This window comes from Flagellimonas algicola (assembly GCF_005937185.1).
GTDB classification, from domain to species: Bacteria; Bacteroidota; Bacteroidia; order Flavobacteriales; family Flavobacteriaceae; genus Flagellimonas; species Flagellimonas algicola.
In genome coordinates, this window is record NZ_VCNI01000002.1 from 836,620 (window position 1) to 862,551 (window position 25,932).

The 25,932-nt window shown below is 37.5% G+C and carries 25 protein-coding genes; 1 reads left to right on the forward strand and 24 read right to left on the reverse strand.

What is annotated here, in order from left to right; genetic code table 11:
- Nucleotides 1-77: 77 nt before the first annotated feature.
- From FGG15_RS12695 to FGG15_RS12705, 3 genes are read right to left on the reverse strand one after another with little or no spacing between them, the layout of a single operon-like run.
- Nucleotides 78-1,127: a glycosyltransferase family 9 protein gene (locus FGG15_RS12695; RefSeq protein ID WP_237561817.1), complete on the reverse strand. Its 1,050-nt coding sequence runs from the start codon at nt 1,125-1,127 to the stop codon at nt 78-80.
- Nucleotides 1,111-1,716 (reverse strand): DUF4254 domain-containing protein, encoded by a 606-nt coding sequence (locus tag FGG15_RS12700; RefSeq protein ID WP_138836781.1) that lies wholly within the window; start codon nt 1,714-1,716, stop codon nt 1,111-1,113. Before FGG15_RS12700 ends, FGG15_RS12695 begins: the two co-directional genes overlap by 17 nt.
- Nucleotides 1,717-1,752: 36 nt before the next feature.
- On the reverse strand, nt 1,753-2,685 hold the full coding sequence (locus FGG15_RS12705) for a DUF6427 family protein (protein WP_138836783.1): 933 nt from the start codon (nt 2,683-2,685) through the stop codon (nt 1,753-1,755).
- A gap of 39 nt (nt 2,686-2,724) precedes the next feature.
- Here FGG15_RS12705 and FGG15_RS12710 point away from each other — a divergent pair, with 39 nt between their 5' ends.
- Nucleotides 2,725-2,946, forward strand: coding sequence for a DUF6341 family protein (locus FGG15_RS12710; protein WP_138836785.1), 222 nt, complete (start codon nt 2,725-2,727; stop codon nt 2,944-2,946).
- Between the two features lie 48 nt (nt 2,947-2,994).
- Here FGG15_RS12710 and purD read toward each other — a convergent pair whose 3' ends face one another.
- From purD to FGG15_RS12810, 21 genes are all read right to left on the reverse strand, one after another.
- Complete coding sequence (gene purD, locus FGG15_RS12715) at nt 2,995-4,266, reverse strand: phosphoribosylamine--glycine ligase (protein WP_138836787.1); 1,272 nt, start codon at nt 4,264-4,266, stop codon at nt 2,995-2,997.
- Between the two features lie 139 nt (nt 4,267-4,405).
- On the reverse strand, nt 4,406-5,392 hold the full coding sequence (locus tag FGG15_RS12720; RefSeq protein ID WP_138836789.1) for a UDP-glucuronic acid decarboxylase family protein: 987 nt from the start codon (nt 5,390-5,392) through the stop codon (nt 4,406-4,408).
- A 15-nt stretch (nt 5,393-5,407) separates the two neighbouring features.
- Complete coding sequence (locus FGG15_RS12725) at nt 5,408-6,778, reverse strand: sugar transferase (protein WP_138836791.1); 1,371 nt, start codon at nt 6,776-6,778, stop codon at nt 5,408-5,410.
- 177 nt (nt 6,779-6,955) lie between these two features.
- Nucleotides 6,956-8,197 (reverse strand): glycosyltransferase family 4 protein, encoded by a 1,242-nt coding sequence (locus tag FGG15_RS12730; protein ID WP_138836793.1) that lies wholly within the window; start codon nt 8,195-8,197, stop codon nt 6,956-6,958.
- Nucleotides 8,197-9,393 (reverse strand): L-2-hydroxyglutarate oxidase, encoded by a 1,197-nt coding sequence (gene lhgO / locus FGG15_RS12735; protein WP_138836795.1) that lies wholly within the window; start codon nt 9,391-9,393, stop codon nt 8,197-8,199. Before lhgO ends, FGG15_RS12730 begins: the two co-directional genes overlap by 1 nt.
- Nucleotides 9,383-10,492, reverse strand: a complete 1,110-nt coding sequence (locus tag FGG15_RS12740; protein WP_202619557.1) for a DegT/DnrJ/EryC1/StrS family aminotransferase — start codon at nt 10,490-10,492, stop codon at nt 9,383-9,385. The genes lhgO and FGG15_RS12740 overlap by 11 nt, the downstream gene beginning before the upstream one ends.
- A gap of 2 nt (nt 10,493-10,494) precedes the next feature.
- A complete protein-coding gene (locus FGG15_RS12745) occupies nt 10,495-10,947 on the reverse strand; it encodes an acyltransferase (protein ID WP_138836800.1) in 453 nt (150 codons plus the stop codon).
- Nucleotides 10,940-11,965: a Gfo/Idh/MocA family protein gene (locus FGG15_RS12750; protein WP_138836802.1), complete on the reverse strand. Its 1,026-nt coding sequence runs from the start codon at nt 11,963-11,965 to the stop codon at nt 10,940-10,942. Before FGG15_RS12750 ends, FGG15_RS12745 begins: the two co-directional genes overlap by 8 nt.
- 43 nt (nt 11,966-12,008) lie before the next feature.
- Complete coding sequence (locus FGG15_RS12755; protein ID WP_138836804.1) at nt 12,009-13,268, reverse strand: oligosaccharide flippase family protein; 1,260 nt, start codon at nt 13,266-13,268, stop codon at nt 12,009-12,011.
- A gap of 75 nt (nt 13,269-13,343) precedes the next feature.
- A complete protein-coding gene (locus FGG15_RS20095) occupies nt 13,344-14,153 on the reverse strand; it encodes an O-antigen ligase family protein (RefSeq protein ID WP_161991966.1) in 810 nt (269 codons plus the stop codon).
- Nucleotides 14,154-14,487: 334 nt separating this feature from the next.
- Nucleotides 14,488-14,619, reverse strand: a complete 132-nt coding sequence (locus FGG15_RS20385) for a hypothetical protein (protein WP_262710838.1) — start codon at nt 14,617-14,619, stop codon at nt 14,488-14,490.
- 33 nt (nt 14,620-14,652) lie between these two features.
- Nucleotides 14,653-15,459 carry an O-antigen ligase family protein gene (locus FGG15_RS12765; RefSeq protein WP_138836808.1) on the reverse strand — a complete coding sequence of 269 codons (807 nt, stop codon included), beginning with the start codon at nt 15,457-15,459 and terminating at the stop codon, nt 14,653-14,655.
- 412 nt (nt 15,460-15,871) lie between these two features.
- On the reverse strand, nt 15,872-16,399 hold the full coding sequence (locus tag FGG15_RS12770) for a hypothetical protein (RefSeq protein WP_138836810.1): 528 nt from the start codon (nt 16,397-16,399) through the stop codon (nt 15,872-15,874).
- A 121-nt stretch (nt 16,400-16,520) separates the two neighbouring features.
- Complete coding sequence (locus FGG15_RS12775; protein ID WP_138836812.1) at nt 16,521-17,885, reverse strand: glycosyltransferase family protein; 1,365 nt, start codon at nt 17,883-17,885, stop codon at nt 16,521-16,523.
- Nucleotides 17,886-17,897: 12 nt separating this feature from the next.
- The gene (locus tag FGG15_RS12780) at nt 17,898-18,602 is read right to left on the reverse strand and encodes an acylneuraminate cytidylyltransferase family protein (protein WP_138836814.1); all 705 of its coding nucleotides are present in this window, start codon (nt 18,600-18,602) and stop codon (nt 17,898-17,900) included.
- Nucleotides 18,603-18,611: 9 nt separating this feature from the next.
- Nucleotides 18,612-19,646, reverse strand: a complete 1,035-nt coding sequence (gene gmd, locus FGG15_RS12785) for a GDP-mannose 4,6-dehydratase (protein WP_138836816.1) — start codon at nt 19,644-19,646, stop codon at nt 18,612-18,614.
- 2 nt (nt 19,647-19,648) lie between these two features.
- On the reverse strand, nt 19,649-20,740 hold the full coding sequence (locus FGG15_RS12790; RefSeq protein WP_138836818.1) for a DegT/DnrJ/EryC1/StrS family aminotransferase: 1,092 nt from the start codon (nt 20,738-20,740) through the stop codon (nt 19,649-19,651).
- Nucleotides 20,727-22,022 (reverse strand): GNAT family N-acetyltransferase, encoded by a 1,296-nt coding sequence (locus FGG15_RS12795; protein ID WP_138836820.1) that lies wholly within the window; start codon nt 22,020-22,022, stop codon nt 20,727-20,729. The genes FGG15_RS12790 and FGG15_RS12795 overlap by 14 nt, the downstream gene beginning before the upstream one ends.
- Entirely contained in the window at nt 22,013-23,068 is a 1,056-nt protein-coding gene (neuB, locus tag FGG15_RS12800; protein WP_138836823.1) for an N-acetylneuraminate synthase, read from the reverse strand. Before neuB ends, FGG15_RS12795 begins: the two co-directional genes overlap by 10 nt.
- Before the next feature lie 95 nt (nt 23,069-23,163).
- Nucleotides 23,164-24,213 (reverse strand): hypothetical protein, encoded by a 1,050-nt coding sequence (locus tag FGG15_RS12805; RefSeq protein ID WP_138836825.1) that lies wholly within the window; start codon nt 24,211-24,213, stop codon nt 23,164-23,166.
- 1 nt (nt 24,214) lies between these two features.
- Complete coding sequence (locus FGG15_RS12810) at nt 24,215-25,900, reverse strand: DUF6909 family protein (RefSeq protein ID WP_138836827.1); 1,686 nt, start codon at nt 25,898-25,900, stop codon at nt 24,215-24,217.
- Nucleotides 25,901-25,932: the final 32 nt, after the last annotated feature.

The following is a 25,932-nucleotide window of genomic DNA, read 5'->3' on the forward strand; positions in this document are numbered from 1 at the left end:
GCTTAAAGCCCGAAATTTTCTTGTTTTCGATACACCAAACCCTTGATTTGCCACTCAAACTGACGAAAACTTCCTTTCTAGTTTTCCAATATGTTGATAAGCCTCTCCACCACTTTTTTGGGTGGAATGGATTCCATCACGGATTCGTATCCTTTGGGAAGTTTATTCCCATATACCGAAGTGGGAACCAAAGGAAATTCATTTCGGTCTGATAGCAGCGCATTCTCCTTGGACTGTGCAAAGGGTGCAAAGCCCGCAAAAGGGTGGGTAACCCCCCAAAGCGTTACCACTGGAATACCATAGTTGGCCGCCAAATGGGCATTGCCACTGTCCATAGAGAGCATTACATCCAGATTGGAAATCAGTTCCAACTCTTCGGTCAAACTCAATTTCCCAGCCACATTTTGAACGTTACTATTGGATACTGCAATAGCATTTAGCTGTTCCACCTCGCTGGCGCCTCCCCCAAAAAGCAATATTTTATACTTATCGGTATCAACAATGGCCTTAACGACTTCCCTCATCAGTTTCAGCGGGTACATCTTGCCCTCATGGGCTGCAAAGGGCGCGATGCCCACCCATTTCTTGGCATCTTGTGTTACAGCTTTCAGGACATTTTCTGAAAGTTGTAATCTGGCTAGTGGTTTCGCATCCTCCAAATTAATTTGGTAACCCAGTTCAGAGAACACATCCGCATACCGCTGGTGGGTGGTCTTTAATTGATGGAAAGATTTGTTGGATTTCCGCGTTAATGCCTTTTTTGCTTTCCTTCCTTTGTCAATTTGCACAAAGGGCACCCCATCCAAGGCAAAATATTTCTTCAGAATCCGACTTCGGAGAACATTGTGAAGGTCGGCTACGGCATCAAACTTAAACTTGGACAGTTCTTTGTACAATCGCCATAGCCCGATCAGGCCTTTATGTTTGGTTTTTACCTCAGCGTGATGCACTGACACCCTATCCAATTGGGAAAAAATAGGAGCAAAATGTTTTTTGGTGAGAACGGTAAATCTCGCTTCTGGATACGCATCCAAAACAGCATTTAAAACAGGAATGGTCATGGCAACATCCCCCATGGCCGAAAGCCGGATGACCAAAATGTGGGCAGGTTTACCCTTTTTGTCCACGAAGCACTGGATTTAGTTCATCATCGTTGTACATTTTCATCTGCTTATAGACTTTCATGTACTTGTTTCCCGCTTCAATGTCGGCCAATAGTTGGTCAATGGCGGAAGAAAGGTCCTTTTTCTGTTCTTGTAGCACAGCAAGTTTGACAGAGCACTTATCAACGTGTTCTTGTGAAGCATCGGTACGATCTACTTCTTCTTGCATATGGTATATCTTCAATGCCAAGATGGAAAGGCGATCTATGGCCCAGGCCGGACTCTCTGTATTGATGGTGGCATCATCCTTTACCTGAACCGATTGGTATTTTTGAAGAAAATAGCTATCAATATACTCTACCAAGTCCGTTCTGTCCTGATTGCTGGCGTCAATTTTTCGTTTGAGATCCAGGGCAGCTACCGGATCAATTTCTGGGTCACGGATTATATCTTCATAATGCCATTGCACCGTATCTATCCAATTTTTTCGATATAACAAATGCTCCACATCATCCTTGGGATAGGGATTTGTAAAATCTTGGTATACGTCGTCCTTAATGTGATAGGTATCTATACTCTTTTGAAAAATGCTAAAAGCAAACGCACTAAACATGTTGTATCAATTTGCGCAAAGATATTGCTTTATGGTTTATTGGTTTAGGCTTTGAACGAAAAGCAAAACGGGAACTACTATGCAAGCGGCCAGAACCAATTCTTTGATTCTTGGGCGCTTTATGGTTTCCAAAAAATTGGTCAGAAAAACAGCTGCAGGGAAAAAAGTAATCAGTATAGTGGCCGTACCGTTTTGGGTGAGAAAACTAAATATGGCACCCAAGATGAAAGCCAGAAACAAAATACGCAGAGGCACCAACCTTCCACCTCCCTTTCTTCTTACTTGAAGAAACACCAATGAGGCCAAAGCCCCCAAAAGCGACAGATAAATTAGAGACAGCAATACGCCCTTTTGAGAGAAAAGTCCATCTTGCAAAAAGCCAAAGGAAAATCGATAATGCAATTGGTAAAAATCAGAAATGCCAAACAGTCTTGTAATCCCAAATGTTAAAACAAAAACGGTAAACATAGCTATCAAAGGAACTATCCAATTTTTTACGGTTTTCCTATCATATACATTGATCACCACAAACACCAAAATTAGGAACACAATGGCCCAATCATAGAACAGACTGGCCACGCATATTAAAAAAGAAGCGTCAAAAATTTTGTGTTTTACATTTTTGATGGACCTAACGGCCAAGAGTCTCCAGATGGCCAGCAATAGAAAAAAGGAGGCAAAAATTGCATTTTTATCTTTAAGGATGTTCGAAAATGCGACCAAGAGCAAAACAAAAAACAACATGGCATAGGAGCTAAACTCCGTGACTTTTTCTGTTTTAATAATTTGATTGATCACAAAAATGGTCAGGATCAACGTGCCTAAGGTCAAGACTTCCAACGGGATAGAAAGATTCTTTCCACTACCATGGATTTGAAGAATTTGGAACAAGCCATAAAACAGAACCAAAAAGACGGACAAAACAATGTAGTTTATGGGTTTTGTTTTTCCGAAAAAGCTTGAAATCATCGTGGGTTTTACTACTTTTGCAAAGTAAATATAGCTAACATGAGCAAGTTTTTTTACGGCATTGAAGACTTATTTGTAAACTACCTTTTTGCCCCTTATGATTTATTCCGTTTTATGGAAAGCTGGTGGGCCTCCAATACTGTAAACTGGATCTTTACCATTATCGGTTTTGTAGCCATGGTTTATTGGATGAAAGAACTGAAGATTTTCAATGACAACGGCGAGGAAGACAAGAGTATAACTTCCCACACCTACATATAATATTTCCCTGGTATTCGTTTCTTTTTTGGGATAATTCAAGCTATTTGGCTATAGGTCAAACCCTAGGTCTTTGCGGTAGTATATCCCATCAAAATGGAGTTTTCCCATGTTGTTGTAGGACTTTTTCAGGGCTTGGTGGAAATCATCTCCAAAAGAAGTTACAGCGATTACCCTTCCACCATTAGTTACCACTTTACCTTCTGAGATTTTGGTTCCAGCATGGAATACCAAAGAATCTTCAACCGTATCTATTCCTATTATCTCTTTGCCCTTTTCATAAGCTTCAGGATATCCTCCTGAAACAGCCATAACCGTCGTAGCCGCCCTTTCATCAATTTGAACATCTATTTGATCTAGTGTTCCATTTGCCATGGCGGTCAGAATATCCACCAAATCTGTTTGAACCCTTGGGATAACCACCTCGGTTTCCGGATCCCCCATTCTTACATTGTATTCTATGACCTTGGGTTGATTCCCAACCTTAATCAATCCAATAAATATAAATCCAACATAGGGTAATTGATCCTTTTTAAGGCCTTCTACGGTGGGTATAACAATTTGCTCTTCTATCTTCTGCATGAAGGCATTATCTGCAAAAGGAACCGGGGAAATAGCGCCCATGCCGCCCGTGTTTAATCCTGTGTCTCCCTCACCTATCCGCTTGTAATCTTTTGCCGTAGGCAAGACCTTATAGTTGCTCCCATCCGTCAGTACAAAACAGCTCAATTCTATCCCATCCAAGAACTCTTCGATCACGACTGTTGTGCTAGCCTTTCCAAATTTGGAATCGAGCAACATAGCACTAAGTTCTTTTTTGGCCTCTTCGAGGTTTTGAAGAATGAGAACACCCTTTCCAGCAGCTAAACCATCTGCCTTTAGTACATAAGGCGGTTGCAAAGTTTCCAAAAAGGCATAGCCTTCTTCCAGATTATCAGAAGTAAAACTTTGATAGGCGGCGGTAGGAATGTTATGTCTCATCATAAATTCCTTGGCAAATTCCTTGCTCCCTTCCAAGGCTGCAGCTGCTTTTTGCGGGCCAATCACGAATACCTTTTGTAGTTCTGGGTCGTTCAGGAAAAAATCGTGTACTCCATTCACCAACGGATCCTCGGGTCCCACAACCACCAGATTGACGTTCTTGTCCAAAACCAATTTCTTGATTCCTTCAAAATCATTGACCCCAACCCCAACATTGTTGGCAATTTTGGAGGTACCTGCGTTACCAGGGGCAACATAAAGGTTGTTGATTTTTGGGCTTTGTGAAATCTTATGGGCAATCGCATGTTCACGACCTCCAGAACCTAGGACAAGGATGTTCATCAATCAAAATTTTGGCAAAAATAGTTCAATTCAGATGTAATTGCATAAGAATAGTATCATTTCGAATGAAATAAGCAATCAGTTTCCAAACTTAATTGTTAGATTTCTCAGTCGCCTTGCTTCTTCGAAATGACATTCCTTATTTCCCATTTAAATGTGAAAAATCCCGATGTTCTTTTTGGTGCAATTCCTCGGGAGATAAGGATTTGAAGTATTCATAAACCTTTTTTAAGCCCTCGGAACGATGCACTTGAGGCTCCCAGTCCAAGATTTTCTTGGCCCTTGAAATGTCCGGTTGTCGCTGTAGCGGGTCATCCACTGGCAATGGTTTAAATACAATTTTTTGATTCGTTCCTGTTAGTTTTATGATTTCTTCTGCAAACTCCAAGATAGTGGTTTCATCCGGATTTCCAATGTTGACCGGTTCCACATAGTCGCTCATCAATAAACGATAAATTCCCTCAATCTGGTCATCTATATATGTAAAAGAGCGGGTTTGGGAACCGTCGCCAAAGACCGTCAAGTCCTCTCCTCTTAAAGCCTGTCCCATAAAGGCCGGCACCACACGGCCGTCATTCAATCGCATCCTGGCGCCATAGGTGTTGAAAATCCGAACTATACGGGTATCCAAACCATGGTGTCGGTGATAAGCCATAGTGATCGATTCCATAAAACGTTTGGCCTCATCATAAACACCACGAGGGCCAATAGGGCTTACGTTGCCGTAGTACTCCTCATTCTGGGGATGAACAAGGGGATCACCATATACCTCGGAAGTGGAAGCGACCAAAATACGGGCATTCTTTTCTTTGGCCAGGCCCAAGAGATTAAGCGTACCCAAAGAACCCACTTTTAGGGTTTCAATTGGAATTTTCAGATAATCAATGGGACTTGCAGGAGATGCAAAATGTAGAATATAATCCAACTCGCCTCCCAAATGGACAAAAGTGGACACATCGTGATGATGGAACTCGAAACGTTCCAATGGGAAAAGGTGCTCTATATTCTTTAAATCCCCAGTAATCAGATTGTCCATGCCAATGACATGGTGCCCCTCGGCAATGAACCGATCACAAAGATGAGACCCGAGGAAACCTGCAGCTCCTGTAATGAGGGTTTTTTTCATATATTATTTATCTCTCTATACGCCCCGTGAAAACAAAACAGTTGTAATGGTTTTAAAAATAATTCTCAGATCCAGCGTTACGGATTTGTTTTTAATATAATATAAATCGTACTCTAATTTTCTGATGGAATCCTGTAAATCTTCACCATATTTATATTTTACTTGAGCCCATCCAGTTATCCCCGGTTTGTAAAGGTGTCTAATACTATAAAATGGGGAAATGGCATCCAATTGATCTACAAAAATCTTTCTTTCTGGCCTTGGTCCAATAAAGGTCATATTACCTTTCAACACAGAAACTATTTGGGGTAATTCATCAATTCTAAATGTCCTTAAAATTTTGCCAAAAGGAGTTATGCGATTATCATTCTTTGAAGCCATCTTAGCCCCGTTCTTTTCTGCATCAACCACCATTGATCGGAATTTGTAAACTTTAAACTCCTTTCCATATTGACCAACTCTTAGTTGGGTGTAAAAAAGAGGGCCTCTATTCAAGAATATATTAAAAAACCATACCAGTGGACAGACCAAGAAAAACACAATACCTACAAAAAGAGATAAAATGAAATTCACCATGAAACTGAAAATCACCTGTAAATATCTGATTTTTTTATTCTTGAGTTGCAGCAATTCATAAAAACTATGGTAGTGGGAGCGGATAGGCATTGCCTCGTAAACACTTTCGTAAAATGAAGTGTACGTCAAAACTTCTTTCCCCTTTAAAATTGAGTCCAAAAGCAAAGTTTCCAGCTCTTTGGAAATGTCTGAGTAATCTTGAACGTTTAATATCCAAGTGTCTATTTTATCAATTGCATCATGAAATGTCTGCTTGTCTAAATTAGATTGATCTTCTTTGATCGCATAAGTAAGTTTTACTTTGTAAAATGTGCTTACACCATCGCCATTAATATATCCAATATTTTCGCGAAGATTGTCCAAGTTGTTCTCATCATATATATAGAGTACTTTTTTAACGGTAGGTATTATACTAAATACATTGGTAAAAAACAGGCGCCATAACCATACTTCCAATGGGGTTAATATCAAAAAATAGAGCAATGGAATTCTCCAAAAACTAACATCATATGTTATAATGGTAAATACAAAAACCAGAAAAACAAAAATCCCCGTAATGTATACCGATTGTGACAATACATGTCGTTTACGGCCTGTTCTTTCTAAATTGTAAAAATCCAAAATGTAGGACAGCCCCAGATAAGTGGAAATCCCAAATACAAAAACAAATACTTTGAGCTCAAAAGAAATAAACTCATCATCTATTGCATGATTAATAAAGAGGTTTAGGGATGCAACTATTATTGCAAGATCAACGATAAGCAGAATAAACTTGCGTTCTATTGAATTTAATATGGATAGTTTAGGCATCTGGGTATTAGTAAGATTCTACTAAATCATTTATAATTATCCTTCCCTGTTTTCCCCCAAAGTTTATTTATAAAACAATACTTAGCCAAGGTAAAATTGGACAATTTGTCTGGTTTTCTTCCAAAATTTTTTACAAAACTTGAAAAAAGCAAAAAACTAACATGTGGTTTCTTTGATTTAAGTCATCAATTCATCAAAAACTTCTGCAAATCTTTCGCCAATTATCTTATAAGTGCAATTTGCGATCAAATATTCATAACCTCGGTTCCCATAAGAGTTGCGGCCATCTTTCCCCATTCCAATAAAATAGTCAATTTTTTCCTTCAATTCTACATCATTTTCAGGCTCCACCACATAACCAGAATTAGAATAGGTAACAGGGTTTTCAGATGAGTTAAGCGCTTGAATAATGGGTTTTTTGGCGAAAAAGTAGTCAAAGGTCTTTAATTGTGAAGTCCCAAATTTGTAAATGGTGGTGTTTTTGGTTCCCTTACCCATAAACAATAAATCCATTTGACTTAAAAAGGATTGAACATATTTTTTGGGTATTCTATCCAACACATGGATATTTGGGTAGTCCTTCCCAAGTTTTACAATCCGTTCTTTCTCTGGACCACCCCCCAATATAAAAAGGTTAATCTGTTTATTTTCATGATTCCCTACCACCTGAATTATTGTATCCAAAGGGTTGGCTACAACCAAGGTGCCAGCATAGCCAATATTAAAATCATTGGTATTAATCGAAGTGTCGCAAACATCTGAAAGTTCCAGTTTCCGTGAGCTTGAAGGGATTTTAAACCCGTTGGTAATCCACCGGAATTTAAATTTTTCATGTGTTAGAACCTCCTTGATATGTATGTCAGCCCGCGGGATTACCGATATAATAAAATCCGCATTTTGATACGCCTTCTTTTCTAAGTATGATAAAAATCCTATAAAAGCATTCCGCTTTGAATAATTACCTAATTCTATTGCCGATAATGGCCATAAATCCCTGATTTCAAATACTATTTTCACCTTCCTATAAAATAGGGCCTTGAATAAAATGACATTCAAAATTGGCAACAAAGGCAATGAGGAAAGCACAATAATATCTGGGCGTGGAATTTTATTTCTAGAAATCAAAGGCAGACACATTAGCTGAATTACAAATACTATCCAGCTAATAATACGCCCCAAGCCTTGTGATTTCCCATATTTATTACCCTTTAACACAAGCGTACGGACATCCTTATTTACAAGTTTATAAAGTCCTTTTATTTTAGTATGCCTATAGGGCGCATGCGAAAAAGATGAAGTGATCAAAGTGGTATCATATCCTTTTTCAGCCAGTTCTTTCGCTACATAATAGTGTCTATAACCATCACCTTCGATATCGGGACTGGTAATGTACTGGTTTATTATCCAAACTTGCTTCATTAGAAGTTTTTAGAAATTTTATCAGCAATAGTTTTTCCAATTTGCAATGATGAGGTAGCTGCAGGAGATGGGGCATTGACAACATGAACCGCATCATCAGAATAATCAACCATAAAATCATCCACTAGATTTCCTTTATTGTCACAAAGTTGAGCCCTTACCCCTGAGCTTCCAACAATTAAATCCGATTCTTCAATTTCTGGAATTAGTCTTTTCAAAGCTCGCACAAATGCTCGTTTTGAAAAAGATCTGTACATTTCATACAAGCCCACTTGCCAATATTTCAATGCGACTTTGATAAACCCGATGTATGATATACTCTCTAAAAATTCACTTATGTTGGCTTGATATTTTTTATATCCTTCTCTACTAAATGCCAGTACTGCATTCGGGCCTGCGTCAATCTCTCCAGTAATTCTTCTGGTAAAATGAACTCCCAAAAACGGAAATGCAGGGTTGGGTACAGGGTAAACCAAATTTTTGACCAAATACTTTTTTTCTTCTTTTAACAAGTAGTACTCCCCTCTAAAAGGAATTATTTTTGCTTTCAGCCCAACACGGCTTTTTTGAGCAATTTTATCGGAATAGAGTCCGGCACAATTTATTAGAAGTCTGGATTTAACAATCTTGGTATCGCATTTAATAATATACCCATTTTGGCCTTTGTCAATTGTTTTTACCGTCTGGTTAAAGCTAAATACTACACCTTGTTGAATTAATAGTTTTTCCAAACACTTCGCTACATCTTTATAACTTACAATCCCGGATTGCGGAACATATATTGCCTTTATTCCAACTACGTGAGGTTCTATATTCTTAATATCTTCAGGATCCAATATCTTTAACCCTTTCAATCCATTCTGTTGCCCCCGACGGTAAATTTCCATCAATCTGGACTCCTCGTCCTGGCTAGTTGCAACAATCAATTTCCCGCAGATATCATGTTCTATTCCATGTTTCTTACAAAAAGAAACCATCAACTCATATCCTTTTTTACAATTGATTGCCTTAGAACTTCCGGGTGTATAGTAGATTCCGGAATGTATTACACCACTATTTCTTCCTGTCTGATGACTTGCCACAATTGACTCTTTTTCAATAATTGCAATGGAAAGCCCAGGCCGTTCCAATAACAAATTATGCGCAACAGAGAGCCCAACAATTCCTGCTCCAATTACAGCAACATCATAATTCATGTTCCGAAAAATAATCTCTAATAGCCTTTACAACTGTATCCGCATCCTTGATAGTCAAGTGTTCTCCTATAGGTAGGCTTAGCAGTTCTGAATCTGTTTTATTGGCAAAGAACCCTTCTGAGGCCGAGTCAAGGTATTCATATGCCTTTAATTTAGGTAACGAAATTGGATAGTGAACACCACATTGAATATTTCTTTCCAACAAAAAAGTCTTTAACTGGTCCCTTGAATTGGTTCTAATCACAAAAAGATGGTACACCTGACGTGCCCATTTCTCTCTTTTTGGAAGTTTCAAATTGTGAATCCCATCCAATTCCTTTAAATAATAGTCTGCAATTGCGATTCTTTGTTTAGTCCAATCTTCAAGATATTTGAGCTTCACATTTAATATGGCAGCCTGTAAATTATCCAACCTACTATTCCTGCCTTCAAAAACATGGTTGTATTTTTCTATCCGACCGTGGTTCGCAATCATCCTTGTTTTTTTGGCTAAGTGCACATTATTTGTAATTATGGCGCCAGCATCCCCATATGCTCCTAAATTTTTACCTGGATAAAAGCTGAAGGTACCTATATCACCTATTGCACCAACCCTTTTCCCTTTATACTCTGCTGCATGTGCTTGTGCACAATCCTCAATGATATAGATGTTTTTTTCCTTTGCCAAACTCAACAATTCATCCATATCACAGGGATGGCCATACAAATGAACAGCGAGAATAGCTTTGGTTTTACTAGTTAATTTTTGTTTAAGGCTTGCGATTGAAATTGTATAATTATTAGGGTCACAATCGCAAAAAACTACCTTATGGCCAGATCTAGTCACTGCCTCCGAGCTAGCTATAAAACTGTTAGCGGGAACAATAATTTCTGATTTAGCAGGTAACTCAAGCGCTTCTATAGCTATCTCAAGTGCATCAGTTCCATTTGCGACTCCTATACAATGTTCGGCTCCTTGGAATTGTGCAAAATCCTCTTCCAGTTTTTTTATTTCCTCTCCTCCAATGAAAGAAGACTTGGATATCACACTTTCAATGGCTGAGTCCACCTCTCCTTTTATGCTGTTATACTGACCTACTAAATCCAGAAATTTTATCATTATTATTTAATCTTAACAGCAGGATTCCCTGCATATACTCCACTTTTTTTGATATTTTTAGTTACCACTGCACCGGCACCAATTACCACGTTATCGCAAATCGACACTGGCAGTATAGTACAATTTGACCCAATGGAAACGTTGTTTCCAATTACTGTTGATTTCCATTTTGAGGTATCACCGCCGGCCGGACCCCCATCAGAAAACAGATCATTTATGAAAACGACTCCGTGTCCAATAAAGCAATCATCGCCAATTGTTACCAATTCGCAAATAAAACTATGTGACTGTACCCTGGTGCGATTGCCTATGATGACATCTTTCTGGATTTCAACAAAAGGGCCGACAAAACAATCATTTCCTATTTTACAGCCATAAATATTAACCGGCTCCACAACTTTCACATTAGAACCAAATGCTGTATCAACTATGCCGACTGTTAGTTTTTTATACATTTTGATTTCTATTTCCTATTTGTTGATATATCTTATCTATTATTTCTACTGTTTTTAGTCCTTCAAAACCGTTGGCAGAAATTACGCCATCATTGGTTAATACCTGAACCACATTTTCATACACCTTGTCATGGTTGGACATGGAACCTTGGTATTTTCCATAATTGTTCGCCGTGTTTCCTTTGGGCAAATCTTTGATTTCCACGCCTTCTATTTTTTGATATTCCAATTCATTTAAATATTGGCCCCCAATTTTTACAGTTCCTTTCTCTCCAAAGATTGTCAAGGATCCTTCCATGTTCCCTTCAAAACAATTCACCGTATAATTAATAGTACCCAATGCACCATTGTAAAACTCAAGAGCTATTACACCATTGTCATCGAACTCCACAATTCCCTGATGATTGAAATTACCCCCGAAAGCTTTGACAGATTTTACATCCCCTATCATCCAATACAATAAGTCAATAAAATGACTAAATTGTGTGTAGAGTGTCCCTCCATCCAAATCTAGAGTGCCTTTCCAAGAGTTCTTATAATAATCAGGGTTTCTGTTCCAAAAGCAGTTTAATTGAATAGAGTAAATTCTACCTAACTTGTCATTTTCGATAAGTTTTTTGACAGCCTCAACTGGGGGATTAAATCTATTTTGCTTAACAATCATCAATCGTCTATTGGCTGAATCAGCAGCCTTGATCATCTCACCACAGTCATGTACTGAAATTGCCATCGGTTTTTCACATAGAACATGAAATCCCATTCGCAAAGCCATTATAGAATGACTTGCGTGTAATCCATTTGGAGTACATATGGCCACCAAGTCTATATCGCCTTCAAGTTTTAACAAAGTATCAATGTCATAGTAGGCTTTAGCGTCATGTTTTTCAGCTAATTGATCCGCTTTATCTTTTTCGATATCACAGACCGCAATAAGTTTTCCATTCTTGACAATATGACCGGCATGTCTTTCGCCAATCCTACCACAGCCCACTATGGCAAAATTCAACTGTTTATTCATGTGTTTAAACTCTTTATGTTATTTTCTCAATTATCACGCAAAATTACACTTTTAGAAGCCAGGGCATTTTATAATTCCTCTTGGATATTACAAAAACCACAATAAACAAAATTACGAAGGAAATCAAGGTGGCTTGAGCTGCACCAACAATACCATTATTGGTTATGAGAACATAGTTCAGTATTAGATTGATCATTACGGTAAACACGGTACAAAAAGCAATTATTTTGGTTTTTTTGAGATAAAATAAATAATTGACCATCATTTTATACATCCCTAAGACAGCATAACCCAATAGAATCCATAATACAACTGAAATTCCAGATTCAAATTCTTTACCAATAAAAACCCTATATATAAATGGCGTTGTTAGATAGAACAAAAGTGCTACAATTAAAATAAAGATGAAATAGACATAAGTGATTTTTACAATTTTTATTTTGTCCTGTATTTGATCCTTCTTAAGTATTTGATAGAAATATGGAACCCATGCCTGATTAAAGGAATTTTGCAAAAGGGACATTACCATTCCTACCTGATAACCCACAGAATAAATCCCTACATCGCTCAAACCGAGCATGAATAAAATAAAAAATCGATCTGAAAAACCTAAAAGGCTGGAACCAAGGGAGTGAAAGATTAAAGGTGTACTAAATGATAGCGCTTCCTTCCTGTATTCCTTGGAATAACCATCCTTTAACAATAGACCTTTGCGATACAGGATTATAACGGCAATAATACCAAATAAAATTGCTACGAACAGTTGTGGAAACACCCTTCCCTTCCAATCCATTCCCAGTCCAATAACCAAAACAAGAGACAGCCCTAAATCCAAAGAGGTTTTGCAAACTCTAAAAATGCCATATTGGACGGTTTTGTACGACACACGCCAAAGTAGCAGTAATATTTCCGAAACTTGGGAAAAAAGAGTATATAACAATACAATTAAAATGAAGTGTCCAGGGATGTTGTGCCCAGACAAAAAATCTGAAAAAACTGATGATAGCAATGTGCTTAGCACAGTAATTATGAACCCTATAACACAAAGTATCACCAACACAGTGGTAAGAAATGGCCCAAGGTTGATTTTCTCAAAATAAAAACGACTTATGGATTGAACAACACTAAGACCAATTACAGGCATAGCAACCAAGTAAATATTATAGAAAATATCTACTAGGCCATAATCCTCTGGGCTCAAATAAACCGTCAAAAATGGCAGAAGTAAAAAAGGGATTCCAGAGTTAAGTAGATTGAAAAAAGTAAAAAGGGAGATGTTTTTGAATAGGCCTTTATTGTTCATTGTGTTGCTTAAAAATTTCTCCCCCAATCAACGCATTTTGATTGTTCTACAAATATATCATCTTTGAGGTGAATGCTATCCTGCAATTTTTGCTTTATGGTTTTCAAAGGATTTTGCACTTCTCAGTGCAGGTGGGCTTTTCTTTAGAAAAACTACTATAAACAACATGAAGTAAATTACTCCACGCTCCCTTTGTAAAAGACTTTCAAAAAATAAATTCACGGAAATAAATGTTAAGAAAGTCAACAAGAAAATGTTGTTTGTCCGAATTGATTTGATAATACTAATCACAATTGCCAACACAAACAACAGCAAGAACAACAATCCGTTTGAAACCAAAAAGTTGAGATATTGATTATGGCTGTTTTTATTCCTTAACAGTTCACACGTAGAAAAATAATAGTGCTGCAGGCATTGATCGTTCAATTCATTTTGGACACTACCCGTACCATGGCCCAAAAGCAATGAATTTTTGGCAGTTTTTAAGGACAATTTCCACAAATAATAACGGATGCTTGTTGATTCGTAAACTGCTTGGCCACGCTCATAAGACTCGCTAAAACTTGTTAGACCTTTTATGGCTCTATTATAAAAACCTGATTTTTGGGCCGTGAATGCCAAAACAACAAAAATCAAAACCATATATAGGTAATTCGTTTTCTTTGATTTGGCACTTATCAATTTATAAACCGAGACAATTGTAAAAGCTGTTAAAAAAGAAATCAAACCACCTTTACTTGAAATTAAAAGGAGAGCGGCCATGAAACCAAGTGTCAGGCCAACTTTCCATAGTTTAGGTTTACAAATTAAAGAAGCGGAATCAAATAGCAACAGCAGCAGAGCCAAACCAACGTAAAGAGCAAAATACGATGGATGTAAGTCCATAAAAGAGGAAAATTCATTGTACGTAAAAATATTATGTCTTTTCCCAAATGCATCAACCGTATACAGCGAATTAGACAAATAAAGTCTTCTTGTTGCATTTAGCAAACATATAATCACTGATAAAAACGTGCCCCAAACAAACATACGGATGTAAAACACTTTTTCCCACAACCTGAATCTTCTTCCCCCTAGAATTAGGGGTATTAAAATAAAAGAAACTTGCGTCTGGATTTTGGAAATACCGTTGTTGAAATTGGAAGAATAGAATATGCCAATGGTCAATAAAACATATAGCAACATATAGAGCAATAGTTCTTTTGAAATCAGCAATCTTTTAAAAAAAGCCACTCGAAACCTCAATAAGGAAAGGCAAGTAAATATGATTATAAGAACCGCCGTTATCTTTGGTATTAATGGAAGCGAGAATAGGATATTCCCAAGAAGCATTCTCTCTAAGTAGATCCATTTTTTTGTGAATGCCGTATCAAACTGAATTTTACTAGACATTGTGCTTGAAAAAATCTATGGAATACACCAAAATGAACAAATAAAAGTAATTGGCCCATGCTCCCGATAATAGCGTAATGGAAATCACACAGCTAACGAAAAAGACAAAAACCATGTTCAAAGAGTATTTGCTTTGAAAAGCCGCTTGCTCAACCTTGCGAAAGAAAATGTAGTGCATGCCAAGTCCAAACAATCCCATTTCCGTGACCAATTGTAAGGTAAAATTGTGCATGCTCAAGGCGGTAAATTCTTCAGTTCCTGGAACAACTATTTCAGCCATCATTTTTAATGAATTTCCAGGGCCAATTCCAATAAAATATGAATTTACAAATTCTTTGACCCCTAAAATAACAGCATTTGATCTTGCGTTAAACGTACCCAAATGTTCCAAAGGCTCCTGGGCAATCAGATTATTTATCAAACGTGAAATTATATATTCAATAGTGTATACACCATTGACACTATAATTACGGAAAAAATATAGCCCAAATACTCCTATTAAGCCCAACACGATAAACCCAAGATATTTGAGATTGAATATTTTTAATGCCATTAACCCATATCCGCCGAAAAATACTATTAGGGACAAAAAGGCCAACTTGGCATCATTATAGACGATAAGAAAAACTGCAAGACCTATCCAGAGGAATTTAACAAGACTTTTTTCCTTTAAAAAGTAAAGCGGAACAAAAATGGCCAAAATGGCGGAGAACTCATTTTCTGTCCAGAAAAAAATATGTACCGCAGGTAATCTGCTTATGGTATTAAAGTATACCCCTCCAAACAAGAACTGGACCATCCCAAGAATTATTAGGACTTTAAAAAGGACTAACAAATACTGGTATATACGGACCGCTCCTACTATCCTTAGAACTTCCTTATAGTAGAAGTAGAAAAAGAATACAGTTATATAGTATAAATTATACGTAATACTCAATGAATGGAATCTACCCAAATATGAGGCAATTAATGAGTAAACAACAAACACAGACAGAATCAAAGATAATTTTAATGCTCGCCTGGTATTGGCAATAAACAGCCAAAAAAACAGGAAGGGAAGCAATACTCTGAACAGGGTTACCTTGCTCTCGATAGATGGTCTTAATATGGTACTTAAACCGGCAATTGTGATTATGACCAAGTGTAGATTACCGATCAGCCACTTTTTTGATATGCGTAAGGTTTGTTCCATCCTTAAGTTTCAATACCAACTATTCGTTTAATTTCAAATTTTGAATTACCAAAACTTGATACTTTTTGTTCTCCCTATCCAACAATGTTATGGTCATTGCCCTAAGATTTCTTAAAGCTGTTTGAATGGTCCTTTCTATTAGAGGCTTTTCATTTGCCGAGGGTAAAATTTTAGTGGAAAAGGTTTCAAAACCATACCTTGTTCTTTCCTCCCTTAACAGCCCTATTTCGTCATCAATAGGATAAAAGGCAATTAGAAGGTAATATTCATTTAATTTACTATTGGTAAGGTCGTTTGTTTTGGCATCTATCGCTATTGTAAATGTATCATTATTTGTCTTTGATAAATATATGTCTTCAAATTGAAATCCAAGCTTATCCTCAACATGTACTTCAAGTTTTACTTTTTGCTCAAAAATACTGATTGCAGAACATCCTATTGATAGAAAATTGTCATCGATTAATTGCGGATCTTTAACTTTATCCTCCTTTATTTGGTTACAGGAAAGAAGCGTTAAAACAATAAGGGTTATATACAGAATGGGCATAGAAGTTACTCTATGCTTTCGTAAATCTTCAATTTGTTTTACCTGATAAATAGACAACTTTCTTTTCAGTTAGATTGACCGCCAAACTCGAAGCAACTTCTTAATCCTTAGCAAAGATATCCTAATTAATTACTCCCTTGAAAAATGAATGAAACGCAGTGCGATCTACACCCTTTGCAAAAATGTGATGCACCGACGCCTTTACTTTCTCTTGAATAAATGTTTCGTTGTTTAATGATAAGATTAGATTTTTTAATGCTAGCTTGGAACCGACTTCAAAATTATAGGGGTTATCCTTTAAGATGTCATGCAAATACCTTTTATAATAGCCTTTAATGTCAACGGATATATTAGGTGTCCCCAATGCTAAACTTTCCAAAGCACAAGTTGAATAAACAGTAAGATGATAATCACAATACTTCATTAATTCATAGGTGTTAATGCCATCACATCGAATTAAGTTGTCCTGGCCAGAAAAGTCCAAAAAGGAATCTAAATGTCTTGGTTTATACAAAAACCCAACACGAGGAAATGCTACACATATCTCACTCAACATTTGAATCAATGGCCGATCCGTGAGTTCTAACTGGCCTGTGACACAGATGACTCTCTCAAATCTCCTACGGTAGGCTATTAGGGTTTTGGATGCACTAAGTCTTTCATATACATCCTGGAGAAATGTATTTCCGTAGTTCAATACCCTATCTGTAGTAACTATATTGCCTTTAAGGGCCACTTTAGTAGATTCAGCCCCATAGCTTAACAGATAATCCGGCATTAGTCTATTGTCTTGTTTTTCAGTAAAATTATATGCTCTATGCGCATCTGCAATTAAGCCATGTTGCATTTCCACCACGGGGATGTTTTTCTTTTTAGCTGCCCAGATCATTCCAAAATTGCAATAGTAGCATACTGCAAAAATCATCTTAGGCCTGATTATTCGGAATAAAAAACCATAGAACAGCATGGAAGCATAAATACGATGATAAATTGGGTAGAACCGTTCCAAGTCGGCATCCAAATATTTTTCAAGCTTTTCAAAGTCTTTTATTTTTGGCTTTCTTGTTAATTTCTGAACAACAAATTGTCCTAGAAACATTAAGGACATGCCAACGTAAAATTCGTTTTTCTGAAATTTGCTTCTTGAGGTTTTGCCCTTTGGAATAGGATTTTCTATTAGAACAATATTCGGCAAATAACGAAGCAGGCTTGACGCAACACGGTCAATTGACTCTTCATTAAGTCTGAATCTCGTTTGGGAGGTTGAAAAAACCCAATATTTGGATTTTCTCAAGTTAAGTAAGGAACCAACATCTAGCCAGATACCATTCAATACAATCTTGATGAATGATTGGTCAACCTTTTTAATGACCTTTCGTTCGCCTACTAAATCTATTAAATAACATTTTATTATTGGCCAAACGGAAACTCCTTTGTGTTTTATTCCTTGGACTTTTATGTCCCTTTCAATCTTATTGAGATTCATTTATTGGCTATCTTATTGGTTAAGAGCCCTTACAAATTCTTTGGTTTCCAACAATTTCTCGGCAATCATCCAATCCAATGGGGTGTCCAGGTCCAAGGAGTTTACATCTTCCATGACATACTTCTTGATCTTTTGGAAATTCAAGATACTGCTCTTCCGTAAAGATTCTGTGTTAATGATATAAATAGCCCCATTGTATTCCCAGACTTGCGGACAATCTTGTCTTCTGGTAAAGTCTCCGGATTTGCTTTTTACCAACCATCCATTATTGTCTTCCTCAAATAGTACGTAATATGGGTTGGATTTTGTCTCCTTAACTGAAACAAGCATGTCCATCTCATCGTCAAAGAGCTTCAAAGCTTCTAAGATATGTTTCGCACCGCGAAATGGTGATGTTGCCTGAAGTATTATTACAACTTCAGGCGAGTACCCTTTTTTTTCATAAAATTCCAGCGCATGTATCAACACGTCGTACGTACTTGCAGTATCCGTCGCGAGTTCGTCTGGTCTAAGAAACGGCACTTCCAGGCCATTTTTCTCAGCAACATTCTTTATTTCAACAGAATCAGTAGATATACAAATTTGTTCAATAGGAAAGACTTCTTTCGCTGCATCCAAAGTGTATTCAATCAAGGGTTTTCCCTTAAGCTTTTTAATATTCTTATTGGGAATCCCTTTTGATCCCCCTCTCACCGGTATTACAACAAGTGGTTTCATAAATACACGTTATACCTCAGACAACTCGTACTTCATCATTATATCCACGAGTTCCTCAAACTTCACTTTAGCTTCCCAGTTCAGTTTCTCTTTTGCTTTGGTGGCATCGCCAATTAATATGTCCACCTCGGTTGGCCTAAAATAATATGGGTCTATTGTCACTAGGATTTCTTCCGTGTTTTTATCATAACCCACCTCATCAATCCCTTCACCTTTCCACACAATATCTATGTCGATATATTTAAAGGCTCTTTCCACAAATTCCCTTACTGTGTTTGTCTCACCGGTAGCAATAACAAAATCCTCGGCAACATCCTGCTGTAGCATTAACCACATGGCTTCAACATAGTCCTTTGCATATCCCCAATCTCTCTTTGCATCCAAGTTGCCCAAACGTATTTTAGAAAGCTTCCCTTCTTTGATTTTGGAAACTGATTCCGCTATTTTTTTTGTTACAAAACTATTTCCCCTTCTTGGACTTTCATGATTGAATAAAATTCCATTGCACGCAAAAATATTATACGCCTCTCGGTAATTTACCGTTAGCCAATATGAATAAAGTTTTGCTACTCCATATGGGCTTCTTGGATAAAATGGTGTGGTTTCTTTTTGTGGTATTTCTTGAACTTTTCCATAGAGTTCACTAGTGGAGGCTTGATAATACTTGGTTTTCCTCTCCAGCCCTAGAATACGTATTGCCTCAAGTATTCTAAGACTCCCCAAGGCATCGGCGTTCGCTGTATATTCCGGAATATCAAAAGATATTCTAACATGGCTCTGGGCGGCCAAGTTATAAATCTCGTCTGGCCTTATTTGCTGTAATAAACGCATAATGTTGGATGAATCCGTCATATCCCCGTAGTGTACATGAAAGTCTAATTCATGGGCATCAACTCCCTTGTACAAATGATCTATTCTTAGTTTTTGTTCTAAGCTGGATCTTCTCACCATTCCGTGAACTTCATATCCCTTCTCCAATAAAAATTCGGCCAAGTAGCTCCCATCCTGACCTGTAACTCCAGTTATTAATGCTTTCTTCTTCACAATTATTTAATGTTGTTTTTGATTATTTCAATGATTTGTTCTTGCTGTTCAAATTGTAGTCCAGGATAGCTTGGTAAATTTAGTCCCAAAGCAGAAATCCTCTTTGCATTTGGACAGTCTTCCACCTCATCGTAAAATGGTAATTCATCGATTGGGGTGAAAAAAGGTCTAGTTTCAATGTTGGCCGAATTTAATGCGGACTCAATTTTAAGTTTTTCATCAATTGAATTAAACAGTACCGAGCACATCCAATAAGATGATGTTGAGTGTTCTGGCAATTTCTGAAAAGTCAGAACATCTGACAAGGCTTTTTCATAGTTGTTTTGTAAAACACGTTTAAGGCCCAAGATTTCTTCTAGCTTGCCTAACTGTCCAAGTCCAATGGCCGCCTGTATATTTGTCATTCGATAATTATATCCAAGAACATCATGGTAATATCTTCTGGTTTCAGAGTTGCCTTGATTCTTAAGTTTCCTTATTTTCTTGTTCAATTCGTCGTGAGGTGTCAATACCATTCCTCCTTCTCCAGTGGTTATGGTTTTGTTTCCAAAAAAAGAGAATGTCGACACATCACCCAAAACCCCAGACATCTTTCCATGATAACTGGCACCAAATGATTCCGCAGCATCCTCAATCAAAAATACACCATGCTCTTTTGCAATGCGTTTCAATTCGTTATATTCTGAAGGACATCCATAAATATTAGTATAGAGAATGGCCTTGGTTTTTGATGTAATCTTCTCCGTGATTTTATTCGTGTCAATATTCCAACTTTCAGAATCAACATCTACAAATACTGGGTGGGCCCCTACATACAAAATAGCGTTGGTACTTGCCACATATGTAAAATTGGTGGTTATTACTTCATCTCCTTCGCCGATGTCCAAAGCCAACATGGCCAAATGGATTGCAACCGTTCCATTACTAACGGCAATAGCATGTTTTGCTCCAGTATATTTTCCAACTTCTTGCTCGAAACTATTTATGAATTTACCTTGACTTGAAATCCAGGTGGAGTCCATGCATTCTGCAACCAATTTCTGTTCTTCGGCTCCTAAAAATGGCTGATATATTGGTATTTTACTGTTTGCCATAAGTTCTTAAAAGTCCAAGCTGTTTATTAATTTGATTTAATGTGATGTTTTTTACTTCCAGGACATGGATGCAATCTGGAAAGTGTTTTAACCATGGTAAAAACCAATACGAGTCGTCAATGCTTTCATTGGTATCCCGGTTCCCGTCATTATCACTATGATGAATGTACCTCACATAAGGTTTAACTTTCTCAACAGCATTATTTAATTCAAAGTTCAACGCATTTGCGGACACTTTCAAATGTGCGGTATCCAAAAGAAGCCCAAAACTTTCAGAGTTTATTTCTTCAAACAACCTTACCATTTCCTGAGGCCTTGAACACAAAAGCATCTCTATTCCATCATTTCTTAGGTTAAAACTGGCGGTCACGTTGTTTTCAACATAAAAAGAAAGACCTAGACGTTCGGCTTCGTCCAAAACAATTTTGACAGAGTTTATAAAATGTGACCAATTCTCCTCCCTGTTCACGGGAACATCGATATTAAGCTTTTTGCCCAGTTGATCGGGCTGAGGGTCTACGCAAAATCCTGCATGAGCAGAAAAACATGGCGCTCCTGCCTTTTTGGATAATCTCAAACCCGAAATACAATGTAATATGGAACGTTCCCTTATTTCAGCATTACTACTTCCAAGGTTGAGTACGAAGGGTTCGGAAGGAGCAGGAAAATAGTTGTGTGCCAACCTTTTAATGTCACAATTAACAAAGAATTCCCCCATGTCACTTTGAAATGGAAAGCTAGAACTAAATTCAATCGTAAGTTCCTCTTCCCTGGAAATTGAAACAATTTCTTCCCTGCTATTTTTACCAAATGCCAAGGTGCTTACACCAATAGTGTTGGCGAAAGAGTTGGCATTTATATCTATTCTAAATATAGAATAGGTGTTTTCCTGCAAAATTAATTTGAAGCCAAAACCTTTATAAAGTTTGATTGCCTTAAAATTATCATTGTCAACAGACAACTGAATGGCTCCAACTCCCAGTTGCGTTGCTTTATCTAACAATATTTGTATTATCCTTTTACCTAAACCAAGTCCTTGAAAAGAACTCTTAACTACTATCCCTAGCCAGATGGTGTCATTTTCCTTGTCCAAATGTCCATAACCCATTGTTTCATTATCCTTTCTTAATAACAGGGTACACAGATGGTTATTTAAAACCTCCTTACCCCTTTTGTTGAAATAACGAAAAGAGTTTTTCTCATCATCCAAGCTTTCAATGAAAGATTCGAGGATAGTATAATTTTTATTTGATATCTCTAATACTTCAAGTTCTACTCCCATACTATCATGCTTTCCTTCAAAGGCACATCTTGTGGGATATCTTCACTAGCCTTTTTACCAACAATATCATTTTTCCTCTTAGGATTTAATCCCGTTGCTGGTCTTTTAAAAGCAATATTTTCCGACGTAATTCTCTGCCCCTCTTTAATTTCCTTTTTCAGAACTATACTCCTTCTCATTCCCTCAGTATTGGCAATTTCCTTTTCAGAAGGTCTTTTTACCGGGCTTCCCAATGCTATTTCCGTCTTTCGAATGCCTTCTATTAAATTTTGGAACTGATCAACGTTCAATGAAGCCTTATGGTCGGGCCCTGGAAGATTACGGTCTAGTGTAAAATGCTTTTCAATAATTTTAGCTCCTAAAGAAACAGCGGCATAACAGGCATAATTCTCTTCAATATGGTCAGAATAGCCAAAAATTGTATCTAAGGCTACTCCCATTGAAATCATCGCCCTAATATTGGCATCTCTGTTTAACGATGGATAGTTGGTTGTACATTGCAGTACTGCAATTTGTTCGTTTCCTGTGGATCTAATTGTATTCACAGCATCCGAAACTTCAGCTAAGGTTGACATGCCCGTTGATAAAATGATTGGTTTGTTAAACTTAGCGACATGTTCTAAAAATGATAATTCCACAATCTGGCCTGACGCTATTTTAAAGGCTGGTACATTAAGCTTGTTTAAAAAATCAGCATCGTCCTCATTGTAAGGAGTAGAAAGAAATGTAATCCCCAGATTATTGCACTCTTCGATAATCGCTGTATAGTCGTTCTCAGTCAATTCTAGTTTTTTCAGCATTTCAAATTGGCTTTCAGCTTTGTCCGTTACTTCAAGCTGGTATTTTGCTTTAGGAGCATCTTTTGTGATTACACTTTCTGCTTTAAAAGTTTGAAACTTGATACAATCAACACCAATTTTTTTAGCCGCTCTTACAAGATTAAGCGCCATTTGTAAGTCGCCGTTGTGGTTAACACCAGCCTCAGCAATTATATAGCAGCTACTATTATTGCCAATAGTAAAATCACCGATACGAAATGAGTTCATAAAAATCTAGGATTAAATAATCTGGTTAGAGCAATAAAATTAAATAAATCACAAATACCAATGACAAATAAAAATTTGCTCACTATTCGATATAATTATGGGTTATTGTACGTTTTTAAAAATGCATTTAAACCAATTATTCCCAATATTACAAGTACAAAACCCAATAGAATCAATGGCAGTACAAATTTATAGCTCTTCCAAAAACCTTTTTGCTTCACGCCTCTTGTAGGAAAATCGCTTATAACATTAAGTATTTCAGATTTATTTGCTCTTTCACGATTTAATTCCACTAAACGCCCCTTAAGCACTTCCCGTTCTTGAACCAATGCTAACTCTTTGTTTTGGGACTCTCCATTTTCTGCCAAATTAATATTTGTACCCTGCATAGGTTTGTCAGCTCCCTTGATTAAAACTGTTCTATAAAGGCTTTGAAGTGAGTCTATTTCAGTTAATTGCTTCTTGTAAATTCTTTCTTGTAAATCCAAGTTTTCATCGTTGATCTTCTTTTGGAGTTTGAAATAGTCATTTACGGAAATGGATCCAATAATGGCAGGTTGCAACTTTTTTGCTACCTTATTGTCATAGCTCACAACGGATATTTGATGAAACCTAGCATCCAGGGAATTAAAGTTCTTAAGGTAATTTTCAAAATCAATCGTCTTTATAGTAGTCGTATCCAAATTTTTAATGAAGTCATCAAAAAGTTCAATTTTTTGGTTCTCGTCGGAGTAAGAGTCTACAAAAATCTGGCTGATACTAGCTGCCTCATGTTCTGTAATGTTTAGCGCAGTAGCCAAAGTCGTAGAATCCTGTGCTTTGGCCAAATCATTGTAAAAATCAATATTATTGTACAGCTGTTGGACGCTATTAAAATTGGGTTCCACTACCATCTTGGAAACATACTTTTCTGGTAAGCTTTTGTCCAGAAAATAACCGGCAACTGCCCCCACGAGTACTGCGGCGGATAGTACAATGAAGTTTTTCTGAACAAAAAGAAGTAAAAGAATCACCAAATGGAAAATCCCTTTAAAAATGCTGCCAATAAAACTGAAAAAACGTTCGAAAGCCCTTCCAATCATTTGGAACAATTGTCCCAAATCTATTTCATCCGAAGAATTGTTGTTTACGGGTTGTTCTGCCATCTTATGAATTGAATATTTGTTTTAAAATCCGATCTGTTATCAAATAGGTGGGTTTTACACCGGTGGTTCCAAGACCACCTGATGCTAAGGTGCTCCCTGTTTCCAATGGATTATCCGATGCATAATACGCGTACCTTACTTTTACATCCTTTTTTATACTTTTCCGAATCTTGGAAGCCGATTGAATGGCCTTTTGATAGTGTACTCCTTCCATCTCCAGGCCAATAACGTTCCATGTTGATTCATGAAAAAACTTGAGTATGTCCTTGTTCTGCAAGGATGTGCCCAATACCGTCACCATTGCTCCTTCCAAAACCATGAGATCATATCCTTCAAAGTCTTCTTTGCACAATTCATTGTCAAAGGGATAATTATCTGCGGAGCCTTCAAAAATATGGGCTGAAGGAATCATCAAATCTCCCTTGCCTCCTTTCAAAATACCAGCTTTGCCCATAATGGAAATGGAATCTACATTTAAAAATTGCTTCTTTCCCTTAATTTCTAAAGGCTTTAACAGTTCATCTATGGTCTCGTACGCTTGTTCGCCAAAGGCATAGTCCATTACAAAGATAACGGGTTTATCCGCCTCAGATATTCCCTCTGGAAAGTCATAACAGCATGCGTTGACGCCAAATTTAGCCGTATCGAAGATTTGAACATCGATGTTGGCTCCAGACTCGTCATCCAAAAATAGCATCCCGTTCTTTTTGGCGACTTGCTGAACTTTTTTTCTCAACTCTTTGTTTTCAGACGAACTCAAAGCTTCATAAATGTCCAGGGATTTGGTTTCTTGCAATTCCTTTGACAAGGTTGTTTTGGCAAACAAAGAGTTCATTACACTGTGCATGTTGGCACTTATAATGTGGAGGGGGCGACCCAACAAACCGTTTTTGACTAGTGTTTGTTTGATTATGTCCGCCCAACGTTCTCCATGGATGTGATGCCCCAACCTTTCGCGCAGTAGTGGACTAAAAGTGATTGTCCGCTTTAAGCCTGTTGTTTCTTCCTCTATGGCCAACTTCCCTAGCCAAAATATCACATCCAAAAAGCGGTCTGGATTTTCTTTTGTGCTAAGTTTTTCTTGAATCTCAACCACGTCCTCAAAAGTCCTGCCCAGAATGTTGGCGGCATGAATCATGGCAATTTCCCGTTCGGCACCACTCTTTTCTTCACTAGTGATAAATTCCGAAAGCTTGTCCCAGTCCCGAATGGTTTCGGTTTGGTCCACCAATACGCGTTTGCAAATCTTTCCTGATTCAATGTACAGAAACGTAAGGTGGGTAAGAATATCATAGATATCGCTTCTGCCACGAGTAATCTCAATATTCATTTGTTCCTCATCAATCCGATAGCAATTCCGTCGTCTTTTTGGTGGAATAATAGCGGATAAATGTGATTTGGAAAATCCCTCGTCTGAGGTGAGATTGATAAATCGGCATTCCTCTATGCCTTCAGGCAATCTCTCCAACACATAAATAAGACCATTTAACTCCGCCTTATCCTCTGCAACAGAACCATAAATCTCAGGCCGTAACAACAAAAGTGCAGTCCTTAGCGCATTGCCCGATACACCAGATGGCTTATAAAACCCACGGTTTAGCAAATGGCGCATGGTAATATAAAGGCGTTCTATGGCATTGGTGGATTCCTGTGCGCGTGTCGCCTGTTTTACTTTGGTGGTCATCATAATTTAGCGACAAAAATACATGAATTCCTACG

Coding starts and splice junctions, on each gene's coding strand:
- FGG15_RS12775 (WP_138836812.1), bottom strand. CDS start 17,885: ATGAATCTCAATAAGATTGAAAGGGACATAAAAGTCCAAGGAATAAAA.
- FGG15_RS20385 (WP_262710838.1), bottom strand. CDS start 14,619: ATGGATCTACTTAGAGAGAATGCTTCTTGGGAATATCCTATTCTCGCT.
- FGG15_RS12795 (WP_138836820.1), bottom strand. CDS start 22,022: ATGGGAGTAGAACTTGAAGTATTAGAGATATCAAATAAAAATTATACT.
- FGG15_RS12700 (WP_138836781.1), bottom strand. CDS start 1,716: ATGTTTAGTGCGTTTGCTTTTAGCATTTTTCAAAAGAGTATAGATACC.
- neuB (WP_138836823.1), bottom strand. CDS start 23,068: ATGAACTCATTTCGTATCGGTGATTTTACTATTGGCAATAATAGTAGC.
- FGG15_RS12780 (WP_138836814.1), bottom strand. CDS start 18,602: ATGAAACCACTTGTTGTAATACCGGTGAGAGGGGGATCAAAAGGGATT.
- FGG15_RS12710 (WP_138836785.1), top strand. CDS start 2,725: ATGAGCAAGTTTTTTTACGGCATTGAAGACTTATTTGTAAACTACCTT.
- FGG15_RS12730 (WP_138836793.1), bottom strand. CDS start 8,197: ATGAAGCAAGTTTGGATAATAAACCAGTACATTACCAGTCCCGATATC.
- FGG15_RS12750 (WP_138836802.1), bottom strand. CDS start 11,965: ATGAATAAACAGTTGAATTTTGCCATAGTGGGCTGTGGTAGGATTGGC.
- FGG15_RS12805 (WP_138836825.1), bottom strand. CDS start 24,213: ATGGCAGAACAACCCGTAAACAACAATTCTTCGGATGAAATAGATTTG.
- FGG15_RS12745 (WP_138836800.1), bottom strand. CDS start 10,947: ATGTATAAAAAACTAACAGTCGGCATAGTTGATACAGCATTTGGTTCT.
- FGG15_RS12770 (WP_138836810.1), bottom strand. CDS start 16,399: ATGCCCATTCTGTATATAACCCTTATTGTTTTAACGCTTCTTTCCTGT.
- FGG15_RS12720 (WP_138836789.1), bottom strand. CDS start 5,392: ATGAAAAAAACCCTCATTACAGGAGCTGCAGGTTTCCTCGGGTCTCAT.
- FGG15_RS20095 (WP_161991966.1), bottom strand. CDS start 14,153: ATGGACTTACATCCATCGTATTTTGCTCTTTACGTTGGTTTGGCTCTG.
- FGG15_RS12705 (WP_138836783.1), bottom strand. CDS start 2,685: ATGATTTCAAGCTTTTTCGGAAAAACAAAACCCATAAACTACATTGTT.
- FGG15_RS12740 (WP_202619557.1), bottom strand. CDS start 10,492: ATGATAAAATTTCTGGATTTAGTAGGTCAGTATAACAGCATAAAAGGA.
- purD (WP_138836787.1), bottom strand. CDS start 4,266: ATGAACATCCTTGTCCTAGGTTCTGGAGGTCGTGAACATGCGATTGCC.
- FGG15_RS12755 (WP_138836804.1), bottom strand. CDS start 13,268: ATGAACAATAAAGGCCTATTCAAAAACATCTCCCTTTTTACTTTTTTC.
- FGG15_RS12790 (WP_138836818.1), bottom strand. CDS start 20,740: ATGGCAAACAGTAAAATACCAATATATCAGCCATTTTTAGGAGCCGAA.
- lhgO (WP_138836795.1), bottom strand. CDS start 9,393: ATGAATTATGATGTTGCTGTAATTGGAGCAGGAATTGTTGGGCTCTCT.
- FGG15_RS12725 (WP_138836791.1), bottom strand. CDS start 6,778: ATGCCTAAACTATCCATATTAAATTCAATAGAACGCAAGTTTATTCTG.
- FGG15_RS12810 (WP_138836827.1), bottom strand. CDS start 25,900: ATGATGACCACCAAAGTAAAACAGGCGACACGCGCACAGGAATCCACC.
- FGG15_RS12765 (WP_138836808.1), bottom strand. CDS start 15,459: ATGGTCCAGTTCTTGTTTGGAGGGGTATACTTTAATACCATAAGCAGA.